The sequence below is a fragment of the Duganella vulcania genome, assembly GCF_009857655.1.
GTDB lineage: Bacteria > Pseudomonadota > Gammaproteobacteria > Burkholderiales > Burkholderiaceae_D > Rugamonas > Rugamonas vulcania.
This window is the reverse complement of record NZ_WWCX01000003.1, coordinates 158658-174413: the sequence shown is the minus strand read 5'-3', so window position 1 is coordinate 174413 and position 15756 is coordinate 158658. Positions and strand designations below refer to the sequence as shown.

General features: G+C 66.2%; 13 protein-coding genes. 4 read left to right on the top strand and 9 right to left on the bottom strand.

What is annotated here, in order from left to right; genetic code table 11:
- Window positions 1–243: 243 nt before the first annotated feature.
- The 3 genes from GTP90_RS05220 to GTP90_RS05210 are packed head-to-tail and all read right to left on the bottom strand — an operon-like array spanning window position 244 to window position 4590.
- The gene (locus GTP90_RS05220) at window positions 244–2904 is read right to left on the bottom strand and encodes a bifunctional diguanylate cyclase/phosphodiesterase (RefSeq protein ID WP_161082491.1); all 2661 of its coding nucleotides are present in this window, start codon (window positions 2902–2904) and stop codon (window positions 244–246) included.
- Window positions 2901–3329 carry a type 2 periplasmic-binding domain-containing protein gene (locus tag GTP90_RS05215; protein ID WP_161082490.1) on the bottom strand — a complete coding sequence of 143 codons (429 nt, stop codon included), beginning with the start codon at window positions 3327–3329 and terminating at the stop codon, window positions 2901–2903. The genes GTP90_RS05220 and GTP90_RS05215 overlap by 4 nt, the downstream gene beginning before the upstream one ends.
- Window positions 3330–3339: 10 nt before the next feature.
- A complete protein-coding gene (locus tag GTP90_RS05210; protein ID WP_161082489.1) occupies window positions 3340–4590 on the bottom strand; it encodes a porin in 1251 nt (416 codons plus the stop codon).
- Between the two features lie 388 nt (window positions 4591–4978).
- Here GTP90_RS05210 and fur point away from each other — a divergent pair, with 388 nt between their 5' ends.
- Window positions 4979–5431 (top strand): ferric iron uptake transcriptional regulator, encoded by a 453-nt coding sequence (fur, locus tag GTP90_RS05205; protein ID WP_161082488.1) that lies wholly within the window; start codon window positions 4979–4981, stop codon window positions 5429–5431.
- Here the strand turns inward: fur and GTP90_RS05200 are convergent.
- Window positions 5394–6311, bottom strand: a complete 918-nt coding sequence (locus tag GTP90_RS05200; RefSeq protein ID WP_161082487.1) for a LysR family transcriptional regulator — start codon at window positions 6309–6311, stop codon at window positions 5394–5396. The two genes, fur and GTP90_RS05200, sit on opposite strands and share 38 nt — an antisense overlap.
- 137 nt (window positions 6312–6448) lie before the next feature.
- Here GTP90_RS05200 and GTP90_RS05195 point away from each other — a divergent pair, with 137 nt between their 5' ends.
- Window positions 6449–7453, top strand: coding sequence for a zinc-dependent alcohol dehydrogenase family protein (locus GTP90_RS05195; protein ID WP_161082486.1), 1005 nt, complete (start codon window positions 6449–6451; stop codon window positions 7451–7453).
- Window positions 7454–7513: 60 nt separating this feature from the next.
- Window positions 7514–11968 carry an Lhr family helicase gene (locus tag GTP90_RS05190; protein WP_161082499.1) on the top strand — a complete coding sequence of 1485 codons (4455 nt, stop codon included), beginning with the start codon at window positions 7514–7516 and terminating at the stop codon, window positions 11966–11968.
- A 179-nt stretch (window positions 11969–12147) separates the two neighbouring features.
- Here GTP90_RS05190 and GTP90_RS05185 read toward each other — a convergent pair whose 3' ends face one another.
- From GTP90_RS05185 to GTP90_RS05175, 3 genes are all read right to left on the bottom strand, one after another.
- A complete protein-coding gene (locus GTP90_RS05185; protein WP_161082485.1) occupies window positions 12148–12429 on the bottom strand; it encodes a hypothetical protein in 282 nt (93 codons plus the stop codon).
- Window positions 12430–12546: 117 nt separating this feature from the next.
- On the bottom strand, window positions 12547–12753 hold the full coding sequence (locus GTP90_RS05180; protein ID WP_161082484.1) for a hypothetical protein: 207 nt from the start codon (window positions 12751–12753) through the stop codon (window positions 12547–12549).
- The gene (locus GTP90_RS05175) at window positions 12737–13459 is read right to left on the bottom strand and encodes a contractile injection system protein, VgrG/Pvc8 family (RefSeq protein WP_371875022.1); all 723 of its coding nucleotides are present in this window, start codon (window positions 13457–13459) and stop codon (window positions 12737–12739) included. The genes GTP90_RS05180 and GTP90_RS05175 overlap by 17 nt, the downstream gene beginning before the upstream one ends.
- A 185-nt stretch (window positions 13460–13644) precedes the next feature.
- On the opposite strand from GTP90_RS05175, the gene GTP90_RS05170 reads away from it, so the two are divergent.
- Window positions 13645–14211, top strand: a complete 567-nt coding sequence (locus GTP90_RS05170) for a carboxymuconolactone decarboxylase family protein (RefSeq protein ID WP_161082482.1) — start codon at window positions 13645–13647, stop codon at window positions 14209–14211.
- An 8-nt stretch (window positions 14212–14219) separates the two neighbouring features.
- On the opposite strand, the gene GTP90_RS05165 is transcribed toward GTP90_RS05170, so the two are convergent.
- Window positions 14220–15362: a ShlB/FhaC/HecB family hemolysin secretion/activation protein gene (locus GTP90_RS05165; RefSeq protein ID WP_161082481.1), complete on the bottom strand. Its 1143-nt coding sequence runs from the start codon at window positions 15360–15362 to the stop codon at window positions 14220–14222.
- Complete coding sequence (locus GTP90_RS05160; protein ID WP_161082480.1) at window positions 15355–15747, bottom strand: POTRA domain-containing protein; 393 nt, start codon at window positions 15745–15747, stop codon at window positions 15355–15357. Before GTP90_RS05160 ends, GTP90_RS05165 begins: the two co-directional genes overlap by 8 nt.
- Window positions 15748–15756: the final 9 nt, after the last annotated feature.

Here is a 15756-nt window from a genome sequence, read left to right as displayed (position 1 = left end):
GCGCTCCCGGCGCCAGCCGGCGCCAGCCGGCCCTGCGCGGCCAGCAACTCCTCGGTGATCGGGATGACGTCGGGCTCGCCCGGCCCTGGCGCGCGATGCAGGCCGGCCGCGCAGCCGGCCAGGCACAGGGGCAACAACAGCAGGGAAATATGGATGTGCATGAAGGCCACCGCCGGCTCGGGAACGAATGTCCAGAGTAGATGGCCGGCCGCGCACCGGCCTTGTTTCACATCAAACGTGCGCCTAAGCCAGCAGGCAAGGCTGCGGCTCGGAAACGATCGGCGCGGCCTGCGCCGCCAGCAGCAGCCGCAGCTGTTCCGGCGGCAGCGGACGGCTGAACAGATAACCCTGCATTTCGTCGCAACCGTGCTGCCGCAGGAAGGCGCATTGCTGCTCGGTCTCCACGCCCTCGGCGATCACGCGCAGGCGCAACCGGTGCGCCAGGTCGATGATGGAACTGGCCACCGCCTGGTCGCCTTCGCTGATGCCCAGGTCGCGCACGAAGGACTTGTCGATCTTCAAGGTGCTGACCGGGAACGACTTCAGCGCCGACAGGCTCGAATAGCCGGTGCCGAAATCGTCGATCGACAGCGACACTCCCATCGCCCGCAACTCGCCCATCTTGGCCACGGCCTGCGTCAGGTCGCGCATGATGACGCCCTCGGTCACCTCCAGCTCCAGCCATTCCGCCGCCAGGCCGCTGTCGGCCAGCGCCAGCGCCACGCGCGGCACCAGGCCCTGCTCCTCGAACTGGCGCGGCGAAACGTTGACCGCCATCCGCAGCGGCGCCAGCCCGGCCTCCTGCCAGGCGCGGTTCTGGCGGCAGGCGGTGCGCAACACCCACTCGCCCAGCGCGACGATCATGCCGCTTTCCTCGGCCAGCGGAATGAAGCGGTCCGGCCCGATGCAGCCATGCTGCGGATGCTCCCAACGCACCAGCGCCTCCACGCCGAACACGCGGCCGGTACGCAAGTCCACCTTGGGCTGGTACACCAGCCGGAACTGGCCGTCGTCCAGCGCGCCGCGCAGGCCCTCCAGCAGCACCAGCTTCTCCTCGATGGAGGCGTTCATCTCGCGGGTGTAGAACTGGCAGTTGTTCTTGCCCATGTCCTTGGCGCGATACATGGCGGCGTCGGCATGCATCAGCAGCGTCCCGGCGTCGGCGCCATCGTTGGGATAAACCGCCACGCCGATGCTGCAGCTGACCTGCACTTCCTGCCCGCCCACGTTGATCGATTCAAGCACCGCCTCGCGCACCCGCTCCAGCACCGGCGCCGCGTCCTCGCCGCTGCGCGGCTCGTTCAACAGCAGCACGAATTCGTCGCCGCCGAAGCGTCCCACGGTATCGCCGGCGCGCAGGCAGGCGCTCATGCGCGCGGCCACCACTTTCAGCAGTTCGTCGCCCGCGTTGTGTCCCAGCCCGTCGTTGACCAGCTTGAAGCCATCGAGGTCGATGAAGGCCACCAGCACCGAACCGCCGCCGCGGCTGGCCTGGGCGATGGTCAGCTCGAGCCGCTCGGCGATCAGGCCGCGGTTCGGCAAGCCGGTCAGCGTATCGTGATGTGCCAGGTGCTGCATGCGGCCCTCGGCCAGTTTGCGTTCGCTGATGTCGCGCACGATCGCCACCAGCCCGCCCTCCACCGGCACCACCTGCTGGTGCAGCCAGCGTGCCCGCAGCTGAGGGATCGTGCTTTCCCATTCCTGCTCATGCACGCCGCCCACCCTGGTCACATGCACCAGGTGGTCGAACATGCCGTTGGCGCGCGCCTGCGGCAACAGGCCGCACAAGGTCGTCAGGCGCAGTTGCTCCTTGCTGAGGCCCGTCATCTTCTCGGCCCGCGAGTTGGCGTCGACGAAGCGGAAGTCGACGATCGCGCCGCCGATGTCACGCACCTCGCGCAGCACGAAGAAGGCGTCCAGGCTGGCCAACGACGCCGCCGCATACGTCTCCTGCGCGCGCCGCATGCGGGCGCGGTGGCGCGCGCCCTGCCACGACCATAGCCACAGCAAGGCGGTGGCCGCCACCAGCACCGCGCTGGCCACCGACGCCTCGCCGATCTTCTCAATGCGCTCGCTTTCGAAGGTAGCCATCTGCTCCTTCTCCGCCAGCCCGACCACCACGTTCAGCGCGACGCCGTGCACCTCGCGCATGCCGACGAAGCGCCGCACGCCCTCCACCATGGCGACCTGCCCGGACGGCCGCTCCATGCGCTGGCCGAAGGACAGCTTGTCGCCGACGCGCAGCGAACGCACCACGCCGTCGCCGCCGACGAGGCCCAGCATGCCCTGTTCGCCGAGGCGGCTGCGCTCATAGCTGCTGGTGAAATAAGCGGGATCGGTTTCGACGATGACGATGCCGGCGAAGTTGCCCGCCTCGTCGTCCAGCCGGCGCGTGAAATGCAGATGCCATTCGGTGTTGGCGGCGTCGCGCGTGGCCTGGCTGACGAAGGTGGCGCCGCTGTCGCGCTCCTGGTGGAACTTGAAGTATGCCTGGTCCGCCACCGAAATCGATAGCGCCCTGGGATTGCTGGCGACGGTGACGCCGTTGCGGTCGACGATGCTGACCACGAACACCACGCCCGGCGGCAGCAGGCCCTCGCGGCCCAGTTCCGGCAACGCGCCCAGCGCACCCTTGCGTTCGACCGCGTACTTGAGCACGCGCAGCGTCTGGTCGATGCCGTCCAGGCTGCGCGCCACCTGCGCCTCGTAGGTCCCCATCAACTCGCCCAGCGAATCAGCGGCCGCCTCGCGCGCGCGTACCCGCTCGTCGTTCACTTCGTGGAAAGTCACCACCCAGATCGCCACCAGCAGCAGGAAGGCGAACAACGGCAGCGAAAAGTGCGTGTCGAGGCCACGCCGCAGCCAGCGGTGGCGCAGGGTCTCGCTGCGGGCGCGCACCGTCATCGCGCCACCATCACGGCCTTGACGCTCGGGTCCAGCGCCGCGCGGTCGATATAGCCGATCATCGACGGATTCTCGGCCACCATCTCGCGCACCGCGACGCTGTTATCCAGTTCGCGCGGCGGCTGGCCACGGCCGGTGAACACCATCTTGGTCCAGTAAGCCTTCATCAGTGCCGGCGACTTGGCCGCCACCTTGGTGTAAAACTCATCGCGCAGCGGACTGCCGACCGGCAGGTCCAGCGCGGTGGCCTCGTCGCCGCCGGGGAAGCGGCCGGTCTGCGCCAGGAAGATATCGGCCACCTGCTCCGGGCGCAGCGCGGACACGGGATTCCTGGCCGAGACGATGACCACCAGCTCTGCCGCGTCAACGCCGGCGCACGCCAGCGCAAGCGCCAGCAATAGTGAAATCAATCGGAGGGTATGCATGTCATCCCCCTCAGAACACAAAATCGACCGACGCGCTGACCACGCCGATCGGATGGCCGGACTGGAAGCCCGGCTGCACGTTGACGAAGGTGCCGTTCGAGCCATCGCGCGGCGTGTAACGGTCATACTGCAGCTTGAGCGCATAGTTGGCGCGCAGGTCCCAGCGCACACCGGCGGTCACGCTGCGCTGCTGCAGGATCGTCTCCAGTATCTGATTCAGGCCGGCGTTGAGCAGGAAACCGGCGCCGGCCAGATGCGGCGGCAGGCCGCTCAGGCTCATGCCCGCGACGCGCGTCGGCGTGTTGGAGCGCGACATGGCATAGGTCAGGTAAGGCGTCAGGTCGCCGAAGCGGTAGCCGCCGCTGATGTAGGCGGCGGTCTTGTCGCCCAGGTAGGAGCGCGCGTTCATGCGCCCCAATTCCCCCATCAGGAACCACGCGCCGGGATCGTAGCTGGCACCCAGCGAGACCACGTCGGCGCGCTTGGCGTCCACATCGTAGCGCGCCGCCAGTGCCGCGCCCTGCGGCCCGAACTGCCGCAAGCCGTCGAACAGCTCGCGCGCCAGGCCCACGGTCAGCTCGGTGCACATCGCGCTGGCGCGCACTGTCAGCGCGCCGCTGGTGGTAGTGTTGGACAGCCCCGTCATCGCGCGCGCGACCGCATGCGTGTGCGGCGCGACGACGATATCGGTATGGCCGAGGAACACCTGTGTGACATTGTTGAAACCCGCCGCGCTCCAACGGTAGCTGGCATCGACGCCGTCGCTATTGCTGATCGGGATGGCGCCGTACACCTCGACCGGCGGCCGCACCCACGGCAGCGCATAGCCGGCCTTGCGGTAGTCGCCGGCCAGGAACAGCGGCAGCGCGATGCGCCCCAACCGCAGGCTCAGGTCCGGCGTGGCCTGGTATTGGACGTTGGCCCATTCGACCTGCGGCGCATAGCCGCTTTGCAGCGTGCGTTCGGACAGCACCTGCAGCACCGCCGACCAGCGGCTGTCCAGGTTCAGGCCCAGTTGCACGCCCACGCGGCTGTCCACCGTGGCGCTCCATTCGTGGCTGGCGCCGGCGTTGCCGGGATTGAGGACGTTGGCGGTGAAGTCGGACCGGCTGTCGTTGCTGTGCACCAGGCCCAGCGTGCCATAGCCGCCGAAGCTCCAGCGCGGAGCGGCGGCGTCGCCGTCGCCGGCCTGCGCGGCGGCGCTGGCAAGCAGCGCCAGGCTGAAGGTCAATGTGCGCAATGGTGAAAATTCAACGGTCATTCGTGTTCCTGTAATCGTTCGCCAAATGAACCGTGTTCAGGACGCGCGAAGACGCTGGCGCCGTCCGCAACGGAGGGCGCTCAAACTCAACAAGGTGGGATGGTCATGGGGGCACATCGGGTGCCGTTCCGACGAACTGAATCGGATGTAAGTACTTTATACTGCCTCAGGGCAACTGTCGATGAATTAGAGTAAGACACCAAAAATTCTATCGAAAACTCACACATTCGGATAATTAAGTATCAACAGAAATAGCTTTTAGCCACCAAATATATTGTCCAGCCAGCTATCTTGTCGACGCTGCCACGCTGCACGTTTGCACAGGCGTTGCCAGTTATATAAAATTCAGCTACTATGAGAATAAGAATCATTATCATCATGGAGCCCTATGGACATCCCCCAGGAACTGCGCAAACTCGGACTGAAAGCCACCCTGCCCCGCCTGCGCATATTGCAGCTGTTTCAAGAATCGAAAAGCAAGCACCTGAACGCCGACGACGTCTACCGCCTGCTGCATGAAGAGCAGATCGACATGGGGCTGGCCACGGTGTACCGTGTGCTGATGCAGTTCGCCGACGCGCGCATCCTGATACGGCGCCACTTCGAGGGCGTGGCCTCGGTGTTCGAGCTCAATGAAGGCAGCCACCACGACCACCTGATCTGCACCAACTGCGGCCGCATGGAGGAATTCCTCGACGCCGAAATCGAACTGCGCCAGGAGGCCGTCGCCAGGGAGCGCAACTTCGTGCTGCACGAGCACTCGCTGTCGCTGTACGGCTTCTGCGGCGAATGCGCCGCCACCATCAATCCGCTGGCGGGCCGCAAGCCGCGGCGTCCTTGAACAAGGCTTCGACGAAGTCCACGAACACCTTCACGCGCGCGGCGCGCTGGTGCCGCTGCGGATACAGCACCGACACATCCGGCCCCGGCGCCTGCCACGGTTGCAGCAGCGGCAGCAGCGCGCCGCTGCGCAGCGGCTCGATCAGCGACACCGACAAATGCTGCACCACGCCGGCGCCGGCCACCGCCATCTCGATCAGCGATTCCACGTGGTCCATCGCCACCGCGCCGCGCGGCGTGCTGGTGAACGGCCGGCCGTCCTGCTGGAAGATCCACGGCCGCACCTGGCGCGCCTTGGGATAGAGGAAATTCAGGCAGGGGAAATCGTTCAAGTCGTCGGGATGCGCCGGCCGGCCATGACGCTCGATGAACGCCGGCGAGGCGCAGCAGATATAGCGGTTCTTGAAAACACTGCGCGCCACCAGCGCGGAATCGGGCAGCTCGCCGATACGCAGCATCACGTCCACGCCCTCGTCCACCATGTCGATCAGGCGGTCGCTGGCCGTCAGCCGCACGCTCAACTCGGGATACGCGGCCAGGAAGCGCGGCAGCGCCGGCGCCACGAACTGGCGCGCCAGGATGCCCGGCATGTCGATCCGCAGGCTGCCGCGCGGCGCCTGGCGGGCATCGCTCAAGCTGCCCTCCAGTTCATCCATCTCCTCCAGCAGCCGGCGCGCCTGCTCGACGCAACGGCGGCCCTCGTCCGTCAGCGACATGCTGCGCGTGGTGCGATTGAGCAGCTTGACGCCGAAATGCGCCTCCAGCACGCCGATCTGGTGGGTGACGGAGGATGTCGAAATTCCCAGCCTGGCGGCCGCACGGCTGAAGCCACCCGCATCGACGACGGCGCAAAAAACCTTGAGGGCATCCAGACGATCCACATTCTCTCCTTGTTCAGCGGGCGGTTCCAGCCCGATTATCCACGATTCCGGGATACTGAATGCGGCGCAGCCCACTTTTTCCGGCCGCCGTCCGGCCGGAGAATGGCTCCATCAACCCACCACCGAGGAGCCACACCATGAACACCATGCAAGCCGTCGTACTGAACACCTTTGGCGCACCGCTGTCGGACCAACAGATCGCCCGCCCGGTCGCCGCCGCCGGCCAGGTGCTGGTGCGCGTGATCGCCAGCGGCGTCAACCCGCTCGACACCAAGATCGCCGCCGGCAAGGCCGATCACGCCCAGGTCCGGCTGCCCGCGGTGCTGGGCATCGACATCGCCGGCATCGTCGACAGCGTTGGCGACGATGTGCAGGGCTTCGCGGCCGGAGACCGCGTCTTCGGCATGACGGGCGGCATAGGCGACGTACAAGGCTCGCTGGCGCAATACGCGGCGGTCGATGCCCGGCTGCTGGCGCACATGGCGCCCCAGCTGACGATGCGCGAAGCGGCCGCCCTGCCGCTGATCTTCATCACCGCCTGGGAAGGCCTGGTCGACCGCGCCCGCACCGGCGAGGGCATGAAAGTGCTGGTGCACGGCGGCGCCGGCGGCGTCGGCCACATGGCGGTGCAGCTGGCGGCGGCGCGCGGCGCGCAGGTCTATGCAACCGGCAGCGCCGGCCAGCGCGAGGCCATCGAGAAGATGGGCGCGACCTTCATCGACTATCAAACCACCAGCGTCGAACAATACGTCCAGCAGCACACCGGCGGCGAAGGCTTCGACGTGGTCTACGACACCGTCGGCGGCGCCACGCTGGACGCCTCGTTCCGCGCCGCGCGCCAGTACGGCGGCCATGTCGTGAGCTGCCTGGGCTGGGGAACGCACGCGCTGGCGCCGCTGTCGTTCCGCGCCGCGACCTACTCGGGCGTGTTCACGCTGCTGCCGCTGTTGTCCGGCAAAGGCCGCGCGCAGCACGGCGCGATCATGAAGGAAGCCGCCGCGCTGGTCGCCGAAGGCAAATTGAAAGTGGCGCTCGACGCCAGCGTCTACACGCTGGACGCGGCCAGCGTCACCGCCGCCCACGCCGCGCTGCTCGACGGCACGGCGCGCGGCAAGGTGGTGGTGCAAGTCGGCGAGGCATAACGCCAGAACGCCGGCGTGGGGACGGTTGACATCCAGCCGGACATCCCCAACTATATCGGCATGCGCAAACCGCCCGCCGCCGCCGACCTGTGGCAAGACTTCCACCTCGCCGTGGCGGCGTGGTTTCGCTCGGCCTTCGCCGGGGCCACGGAGGCGCAGCGGCGCTCCTGGCCCTTGATCCGGGCCGGCCGGCCGACGCTGATCGCAGCCCCCACCGGCTCGGGCAAGACGCTGACCGCCTTCCTGGCCGCCATCGACGCGCTGGTGGCCGAAAGCGCCGGCGCCCCACTGCCCGACGAGTTACGGGTGTTGTATGTATCGCCATTGAAGGCGCTGTCCAACGACATCCGCCTCAACCTCCTGGCGCCGCTGGAAGGCATTGGCCGCGAGCTGGCCGCGATGGGATTGCCCGACCACGGCATCCGCAGCGCGGTACGCACCGGCGACACCACCCAGGCCGAACGCAACGCCATGCGCCGGCGCGCGCCGCACATCCTCGTATCGACGCCGGAATCGCTGTACGTGCTGCTGGGTTCCGACAGCGGCCGCGCCATGCTGTCGACCGTGCGCACGGTGATCGTCGACGAGATCCACGCCGTGGCCGGCACCAAGCGTGGCAGCCACCTGGCCCTGAGCCTGGAGCGGCTCGACGCCTTGTGCGCGCAACCGCCGGTGCGGGTGGGCCTGTCGGCCACACAGAAACCGATATCGGCGGTGGCCAGCTTCCTGGTCGGCGCCGGCGGCGACTGTGCGGTGGTCGACGTCGGCCACGTGCGCGCGCGCGACCTGGGCCTGGAACTGCCGCCCGTGCCGCTGGAAGCGATCATGGCCAACGAAGTCTGGGAGCGCGTGTACGACCGCCTGGCGGAACTCTCGGTGCAGCACAAGACCACGCTGGTGTTCGTCAACACGCGCCGCATGGCCGAGCGCATGGCGCGCCACCTCGGCGAGCGGCTGGGCGCGGAACTGGTGGCGGCCCACCACGGCAGCCTGGCCAAGGAATACCGGCTCGACGCCGAGCAGCGCCTCAAGCGCGGCGAGCTGCGTGTGCTGATCGCCACCGCCTCGCTGGAGCTGGGCATCGACATCGGCGACGTCGACCTGGTGTGCCAGATGTCTTCACCACGAAGCATCGCCGCGCTGCTGCAGCGCGTAGGCCGCTCCGGCCACCAGGTCGGCGGCCTGCCCAAGGGCCGCCTGTTCCCCACCTCGCGCGATGACCTGATCGAATGCGCCGCCCTGCTGGACTGCGTGCGCCGCGATGAGCTGGACATGCTGCACATCCCCAGCGCCCCGCTGGACGTGCTGGCGCAGCAGATCGTCGCCGAAGTGTCCAGCCGCGAATGGGGCGAGGACGAACTGTTCGACATGGTGCGCCGCGCCGCGCCCTACGCACAGCTGGAACGCGCCAGCTACGACGCCGTGATCCGCATGCTGTCCGAGGGGCACTCGGGCCGCAACGGCGTGCGCGGCGCCTACCTGCACCGCGACACGGTGGCCGGCGCGCTGCGCGGACGACGCGGCGGCAAGCTGACCGCCGTCACCTCCGGCGGCACCATCCCGGACAACGCCGACTACACGGTGGTGCTGGAGCCCCAGAGCCAGATAGTGGGCACAGTGCACGAAGACTTCGCCGTCGAAAGCCTGGCCGGCGACGTTTTCCAGCTCGGGAACACCTCCTACCGCATCCAACGCGTCGAAGCGGGCAAGGTGCGCGTGGAGGATGCGCACGGCGCCCCGCCCAACATGCCCTTCTGGCTGGGCGAGGCGCCGGGCCGCAGCGACGAACTGTCGATGGGCGTGGCGCGCCTGCGCGGCGAGATCGAACATCAGCTGGCGGCGGTCGCGGACGGCGCCGCCGCCATCGAGCGCGCCATCGACTGGCTGTACGAGCACCTCGGCCTGGCCGACGCCGCCGCGCGCCAGATCGTCGAATACCTGGCCCGCTCGCGCGCCGCGCTGGGCGCCCTGCCCACCCGCGACACGCTGGTGATGGAGCGCTTCTTCGACGAATCGGGCGGCATGCAGCTGGTGGTGCACTCGCCGTACGGCAGCCGCATCAACCGCGCCTGGGGCCTGGCGCTGCGCAAGCGCTTCTGCCGCAGCTTCAACTTCGAACTGCAGGCCGCCGCCAGCGAGGACGCCATCGTGCTGTCGCTGTCGACCGCGCACAGCTTCCCGCTGGATGAAGTGTGGCGCTACCTGCGTTCGTCCACCGCCGAGCACATACTGATCCAGGCGCTGCTCGACGCGCCGCTGTTCAATGTGCGGTGGCGCTGGAACGCCACCACCGCGCTGGCCCTGCCGCGCTACGCCGGCGGGCGCAAGGTCGCGCCGCAACTGCAACGCATGAAGAGCGACGACCTGCTGGCCTCCGTCTTCCCCGACCAGGCGGCGTGCCTGGAGAACATCGTCGGCGAACGAGAGCTGCCCAGCCATCCGCTGGTCGACCAGACGCTGGACGACTGCCTGCATGAAGCCATGGACAGCGAAGGCTGGCTGGCCCTGCTGCGCCGCATGGAGGCCGGCGAAGTGACGCTGATCGCGCGCGACCTGCCGGCGCCGTCGCCGCTGGCGATGGAGATCCTCAACGCCCGTCCCTACTTCTTCCTCGACGACGCGCCGATCGAGGAACGCCGCACGCAAGCCGTCATCAACCGGCGCTGGACCGATCCAGCGTCCACCGACGACCTGGGCGCACTCGACGCCGGTGCCATCGCCAGCGTGGCCGAGGAAGCCTGGCCGAGCGTGCGCAACGCCGACGAGATGCACGAAGCCCTGATGTCGCTGGCCTGCATCACACAGGCCGAAGCGTCTACCAACGAAGGCTGGCCCGCCTGGCTCGACGCGCTGGCCGCCGGCGGCCGCGCAACGCGCCTGCGCGGCGAGACGGCGACGGCAACCGCGCCACGTGGCATCGACCTCTGGGTACCGCTGGAACGCCTTGCCTGCCTGCTGGCCGCCTATCCGCAAGCGCAGGCCATACCACCGCTGGCCGCACCACCCGCCGACGCCGACGCCTGGACCGCCGACAACGCGCTGGTCGAGATCCTGCGCGCGCGGCTGAGCGGTTTCGGCCCGCAAAAGGTGGACGCCATTGCCGGCGCATTAGGCCTCACAACAAGCACCGCCACCATCGCCCTCACGCAGCTGGAAAGCGAGGGCTACGTGATGCGCGGCCGCTTCACCCCCGGCGCCAAAGCCGAAGAATGGTGCGAACGCCACCTGCTGGCGCGCATCCACCGCTACACCATCAAAAGCCTGCGGCGCGAAATCGAGCCAGTGGAGCGTCAGGACTTCATGCGCTTCCTGTTCGACTGGCAGCACCTGTCGCCGGACGCCCAACTGCAAGGCGAAGACTCGCTGCCGCTGCTGCTCGCCCAGCTGGAAGGCTACGAAGCCGGCGCCGGCGCGTGGGAAAGCGACTTGCTGTCATTGCGCATGCGGGACTACGACAAATCCTGGCTCGATAACCTGTGCCGCAGCGGCAAACTGGTTTGGACGCGCATCGGTGCACCATCAAGCGCCGCCGGCGGGCCAGTGCGCAACACGCCGCTGGTGCTGCTGCCGCGCCGCCAGCTGGCGTTGTGGCACGCGCTGCCGGTGGTCGCCGCCGAAGTCGAAGTATCGCCACGCGCCGCGCGCGTGCTGGCAGCGCTGCGCAGCGAAGGCGCCATGTTCTTCGACGAACTGGCGCATGAAGCGCGCCTGCTGCCGGTGGAACTGGAAAACACGCTGGGCGAGTTGGTGGCGACAGGCCTGGTCAACGCCGACAGCTACGCCGGCCTGCGCGCCATGCTGCTGCCCGCGAACAAGCGCTCCAGCAGCGACAAGCGCCGCCAACGTGGCGCCGCGCCGTCGATGGAGGAAGCGGGACGCTGGGCGCTGGTGCGTCGCGGCGATGGCATCACCGTGCGCGAACGCGTGAGCGAAATCGCGGAAGCCGGCGCCGGCGCCGGAGACGGTGCCATGGCCGACGCCAAGGCCGAGAGCACAGCCAACGCCGGCGTCAGCGTCGCCGCCACCCGCGCCGCGCCGCCAGCCCGCACGCCACGCATCGCGCCCGACACCCTGGAACACATCGCCATGACGCTGCTACGGCGCTACGGCGTGATGTTCTGGCGCCTGCTGGAACGCGAGCCCGCGTGGATGCCATCATGGCGCGAACTGCTGCCGGTCTATCATCGCCTGGAAGCGCGAGGCGAAATACGCGGCGGCCGCTTCGTCGCCGGCCTGTCGGGCGAACAGTTCGCCCTGCCCGAAGCCATCCCGCTGCTGCGCGAGACACGCCGCCGCAAGCACGACGGCAGCCTGGTGTGCGTCTCCGGCATCGACCCGCTCAACTTGTGCGGCACGCTGCTCCCCGGCGACAAAGTTCCCGCGCTGGCTGGCAACCGCCTGCTGTTCTGCGACGGCCTGCCGGTGGCGACCATGGTGTCCGGCAAATTCAACTACCTGTACCAGCCTTCGGCCGGCGACCGTGAAGCGCTGCACAACGCGCTGGTGCACATCTGAACTAGCCGGCCCGGCTATGCTCGGCCGCATGCATCGGAATTTTCGGAGCTGGCTGCAAAAGCATCTGTAAAATTCCTCAAGGCGGTGTCAAGCGACATCTAATTTCTCCAGTGGATATCTTCTGTGCGAGGCGCCAGCTTCGACAGCATGGGTACACTGTACTTCGTCAAATCGACCATTTAGTTCACCCCAACAATTCTTGACACATCGTTTACAGGTTTGCGCGCCTTGTCCTTTTCTCCCCACGTTTTGAATTGCGCATCCATCGCGTCAGCTAAGGCAATTACCTTTTCCTTTGCTTGGGGATCGTCCACGCGCTGTCCTTTGGGCACATTCGGAACCAGTCCAATTGGAATCGGTTCTGTGAATGGCTGGGGTGCACGATATTCACGCCGCCCTAGACTTTGGGAGCCAGCTGCGAATGCGTCGGCAAAATTCTTCAAAGCGACAGCGAGCGGCATCAAATTCCCCAGTATTTCATACTCCGGATTGCACCATAAGCAGCGAGCTTACCCGAACAAGAAATCCATAAAACCCGCCTCATTAAAAGCGCCGGATTTACCGAGACCATTATTTTCTCAGCGCTTAAAGGTATCAAATTCACGGTAATAGTTGACTTGATCAATGAATTCCTTCACGCCATCGACCTTCCAATTAATAGAATTCACGATATGAGTAAGGACATTAACTAACATCCACTCCATCAAATTTTTGTCTTTCAAAAAAATTGGCAGTTCAAGACCACCGTCGTCCTCAAAGACCTCATCATCATCCAGGCTTTGCATGTAGTCCCAAGGCAAGTAATAAAAATCTGATTTTAGCGGATCTGACAACCAGATCCGCATATCCGTATGAATCCATGCTTCCTGTTTTAGGTGTTTTAAGCCAGCAATCAAATCCGACATTGATTGGAAATATTCCATAACGTTTAGCCATCCTTAAGCGTATCGTATTCGTGATAGTAGAAAACCGCTTCGACAATGTCTGCGATCGGTGCCGAGGCGTCACGTTCAAGCAGGCGGCCGCGCGAGGAGTTTCCTGAGCCCAGGCCCCGTTAATATGCCGCACTTCGACGACCAGAAACTCATCGGTCGCCCCACTGCCTCGGTTCGGAGCGCCATCGAAATGCCCTGTCAGGCGCAACCGGGCCAGCGCTTCGCCGGTGGCATGGTCGGCAAAGCCGAGGGCGCCGGTGTATTCGGAAGATTCGATGACCGGCACATTGCCTTGCCGGTTCACCGTCGGCATCGCGCTGACGATGGGCTTGCCGCTTTTGAAGTCATAACTGGCAACCGCCACTGCACATTGCACCAGATGGCGCGTAGGCGACCACTCGCCGATCCCATCCTCTTCGAGCGCGCCACCGTGGCGTTGAAACGGCACCTCTTCCCCGCCCTCTATCGGCGCGGCGCTTGTCGTGTCGTCGGTCAGCACCATCTTCTGGCCATCCGCAATATGTGGGCGGACTCCGAAAGGAGCTCGACCTTGCACTCAATGGGGCGCGACAGCCCTTCTATTTCCACGGTGGAACAGTTGTTATTTAATAAACCACAACATTTTACTATTATTGCTGAGGCCGCGCATTTTCAACCGTGCCCTGGGTGTGATGGCGTACAGAGTTCGCGGCGCCGCGCGCCTATGCTGAGGGTTGACAGTTCAACCACGAAGGAACCGCCATGCGCCTGCCCCTGATTGCTCCGAAAGACCTCACCTCCGAACAAAAAGCCCTGTACGACAATATGCGTAAGGGCATCAACAGTAACTTCAACGATTTCATTTCGGTGCGCGAGGACGGCGCGCTGATGGGCCCATGGAACCCATGGCTGCACGAGCCGGGCATCGGCAAGGCGATCTGGGACCTGACGCTGGCCATGACCGCCAGCACCAAGCTGCCCGAAAACGTGCGGCAGATCGCCATCCTGACAGTCGGCGCCAGCTACAACGCGGCGTACGAGATCTACGCCCACATCGCGGTCGCCGAGCGTGAAGGCATGACCGCCGAGCGGCTGTCCACGCTGGTGGCCGATGTCAAGCCGGGAGATTTGAACAAGGAAGAAAGCATCGCCTACGACACGGCGTACGCGCTGAGCCGGGGCGGCACGCTACCGGAGCCCTTGTACCGGCTGGCCGTCGACACTTTCGGCCAGCATGGCGCCAGTGAGCTGATCTACCTGGTCGGCCTGTACGCGCTGGTATCGGTCACGCTGAACGGCTTTAACGTGCCGGTGCCGGAACGGGACTGAATTCGCACTTAGAACTGATAGCCCACATTGGCCCACACCGTGGGCTGTCCCTTGCCGGGCTCGGAGCGCGGCGCGCCGCCGTGGGTGCGCCATGCGGCGATCAACGAGGCATTCCAGGTGCGTCCGGCATAGCGCACACCGGCGCCGCCACCAGCCAGGCCGCGGTGGTTCACCTCGGCCGTCCATGGATCGCGGTTGGTGGTGACGCGACCGGCATCGTAAAACACATACGGCAGCCACAAGCCCATGGCATAGCGCAGTTCGACCTGTACCAGCGCGCCGCTGTCGCCATACCCTTCCCCGCTCGGATAGGCACGCACGCCATTGCGTCCGCCCAGGCCGAACTTCTGTGACGAATCCAGGTTCTTGCTGGCCCACTGGGCCGAGATGCGGCCGTACAGATCCAGCCCTTCGCTGAGCGACTGGATGCGCGCCAGGTCCAGATTCAGTTTCGAGAACTGGCCGGCGGAGCGCGCGGTGGCGGCATCGGGCGGCGCCAGGTCGGCGTCCAGTTGCAGGCGGCCCGGCGTCCAGCTGACGGCGCCGTAGCTGATGCCTCCGTTCAGAAGGGTATCCCGCACATCGAAGTTGAGGGCGATCGGCAGGCTGTTGCTGCCTTTGTCGCTGTGCGTGGCGGTGGCGCCCTGGCGGTCGTGCAGGCGCTTGTGCTCCAACATGCCGGACAAGGTGAGGTTGAGGCGCTGCGAACGTACCACCGGATAACTCAGGCCGGCGCTCGTGACGTCGGCGGTGCCGGTGGCGTTCAGCGCGGCGAAGCTGTCGGCCAGCGTGTAGTAGGAATGGCTGTAGCCGATTTTTCCGCGCAGTCCGTAGGCGTTGAGCGGCATGGCGTAGTTGGCGGCGCCGAACCACATCTTTTCATCGGTGACCATGGCCTGCAGGACCAGTTGGTCGCCCAGTGTCAGCGGGCTATCGATGTCGAGGTTGACGTGGGCGCGCGTGCGGCCGGTGTAGCGGTTGCCGTCGTTGTCGATGCCGGCATCGCCGGCGTAGCGGTGCTCGCGCCGCACTTCGACCGCCAGGTCGCCGGTACCGACCTCGCGGCCGGGCTTGACCACCGGGATGCTCTTGATGCCGGGTTGGTCGTCCAGGATCAGCGTGACGCGTTCCAGTTCGTGGCTTTCAATCACGCTCCCGCGGCAGGTAGGCGCGCGCGAACGGGTAACCTGCGCTGCGGTACTGGGCGGAGATCTGGTCCGCCAGCGCACTGAGGCCGGCGAAGTCGTAGGTCTTGCCCTGCACCGGGCCGATGGCGCGCAGCAGTTCGTCCTGCGCGATCAGGGCGTTGCCGCTGATGTCGATCTGTTTCAACGTGATAGTCATGCCCCCGGCAGGCACTTGTAGCGGCGGCGCGGCGGGCAGTTGCACCGTTGCTGTGGAGGGTTGCGGTTCGCGCAGCGCGCGCGGGCCGTTCTCTTGCAGCAGCTGTCCGGCATCGGGACGTTGCTGTGCCAGGGCTCCAGCGCCAAAGCACAGCGTGATGGCGGTGGTCAGAACAGTCAAAGCTGGTTTCATGTCGGCTTT

What these genes read in the sequence shown, in the direction of transcription:
- GTP90_RS05220 (WP_161082491.1), bottom strand. Translation starts at nt 2,904, where the DNA reads ATGACGGTGCGCGCCCGCAGCGAGACCCTGCGCCACCGCTGGCTGCGG.
- GTP90_RS05215 (WP_161082490.1), bottom strand. Translation starts at nt 3,329, where the DNA reads ATGCATACCCTCCGATTGATTTCACTATTGCTGGCGCTTGCGCTGGCG.
- GTP90_RS05210 (WP_161082489.1), bottom strand. Translation starts at nt 4,590, where the DNA reads ATGACCGTTGAATTTTCACCATTGCGCACATTGACCTTCAGCCTGGCG.
- fur (WP_161082488.1), top strand. Translation starts at nt 4,979, where the DNA reads ATGGACATCCCCCAGGAACTGCGCAAACTCGGACTGAAAGCCACCCTG.
- GTP90_RS05195 (WP_161082486.1), top strand. Translation starts at nt 6,449, where the DNA reads ATGAACACCATGCAAGCCGTCGTACTGAACACCTTTGGCGCACCGCTG.
- GTP90_RS05190 (WP_161082499.1), top strand. Translation starts at nt 7,514, where the DNA reads ATGCGCAAACCGCCCGCCGCCGCCGACCTGTGGCAAGACTTCCACCTC.
- GTP90_RS05185 (WP_161082485.1), bottom strand. Translation starts at nt 12,429, where the DNA reads ATGCCGCTCGCTGTCGCTTTGAAGAATTTTGCCGACGCATTCGCAGCT.
- GTP90_RS05180 (WP_161082484.1), bottom strand. Translation starts at nt 12,753, where the DNA reads ATGCAAAGCCTGGATGATGATGAGGTCTTTGAGGACGACGGTGGTCTT.
- GTP90_RS05170 (WP_161082482.1), top strand. Translation starts at nt 13,645, where the DNA reads ATGCGCCTGCCCCTGATTGCTCCGAAAGACCTCACCTCCGAACAAAAA.
- GTP90_RS05160 (WP_161082480.1), bottom strand. Translation starts at nt 15,747, where the DNA reads ATGAAACCAGCTTTGACTGTTCTGACCACCGCCATCACGCTGTGCTTT.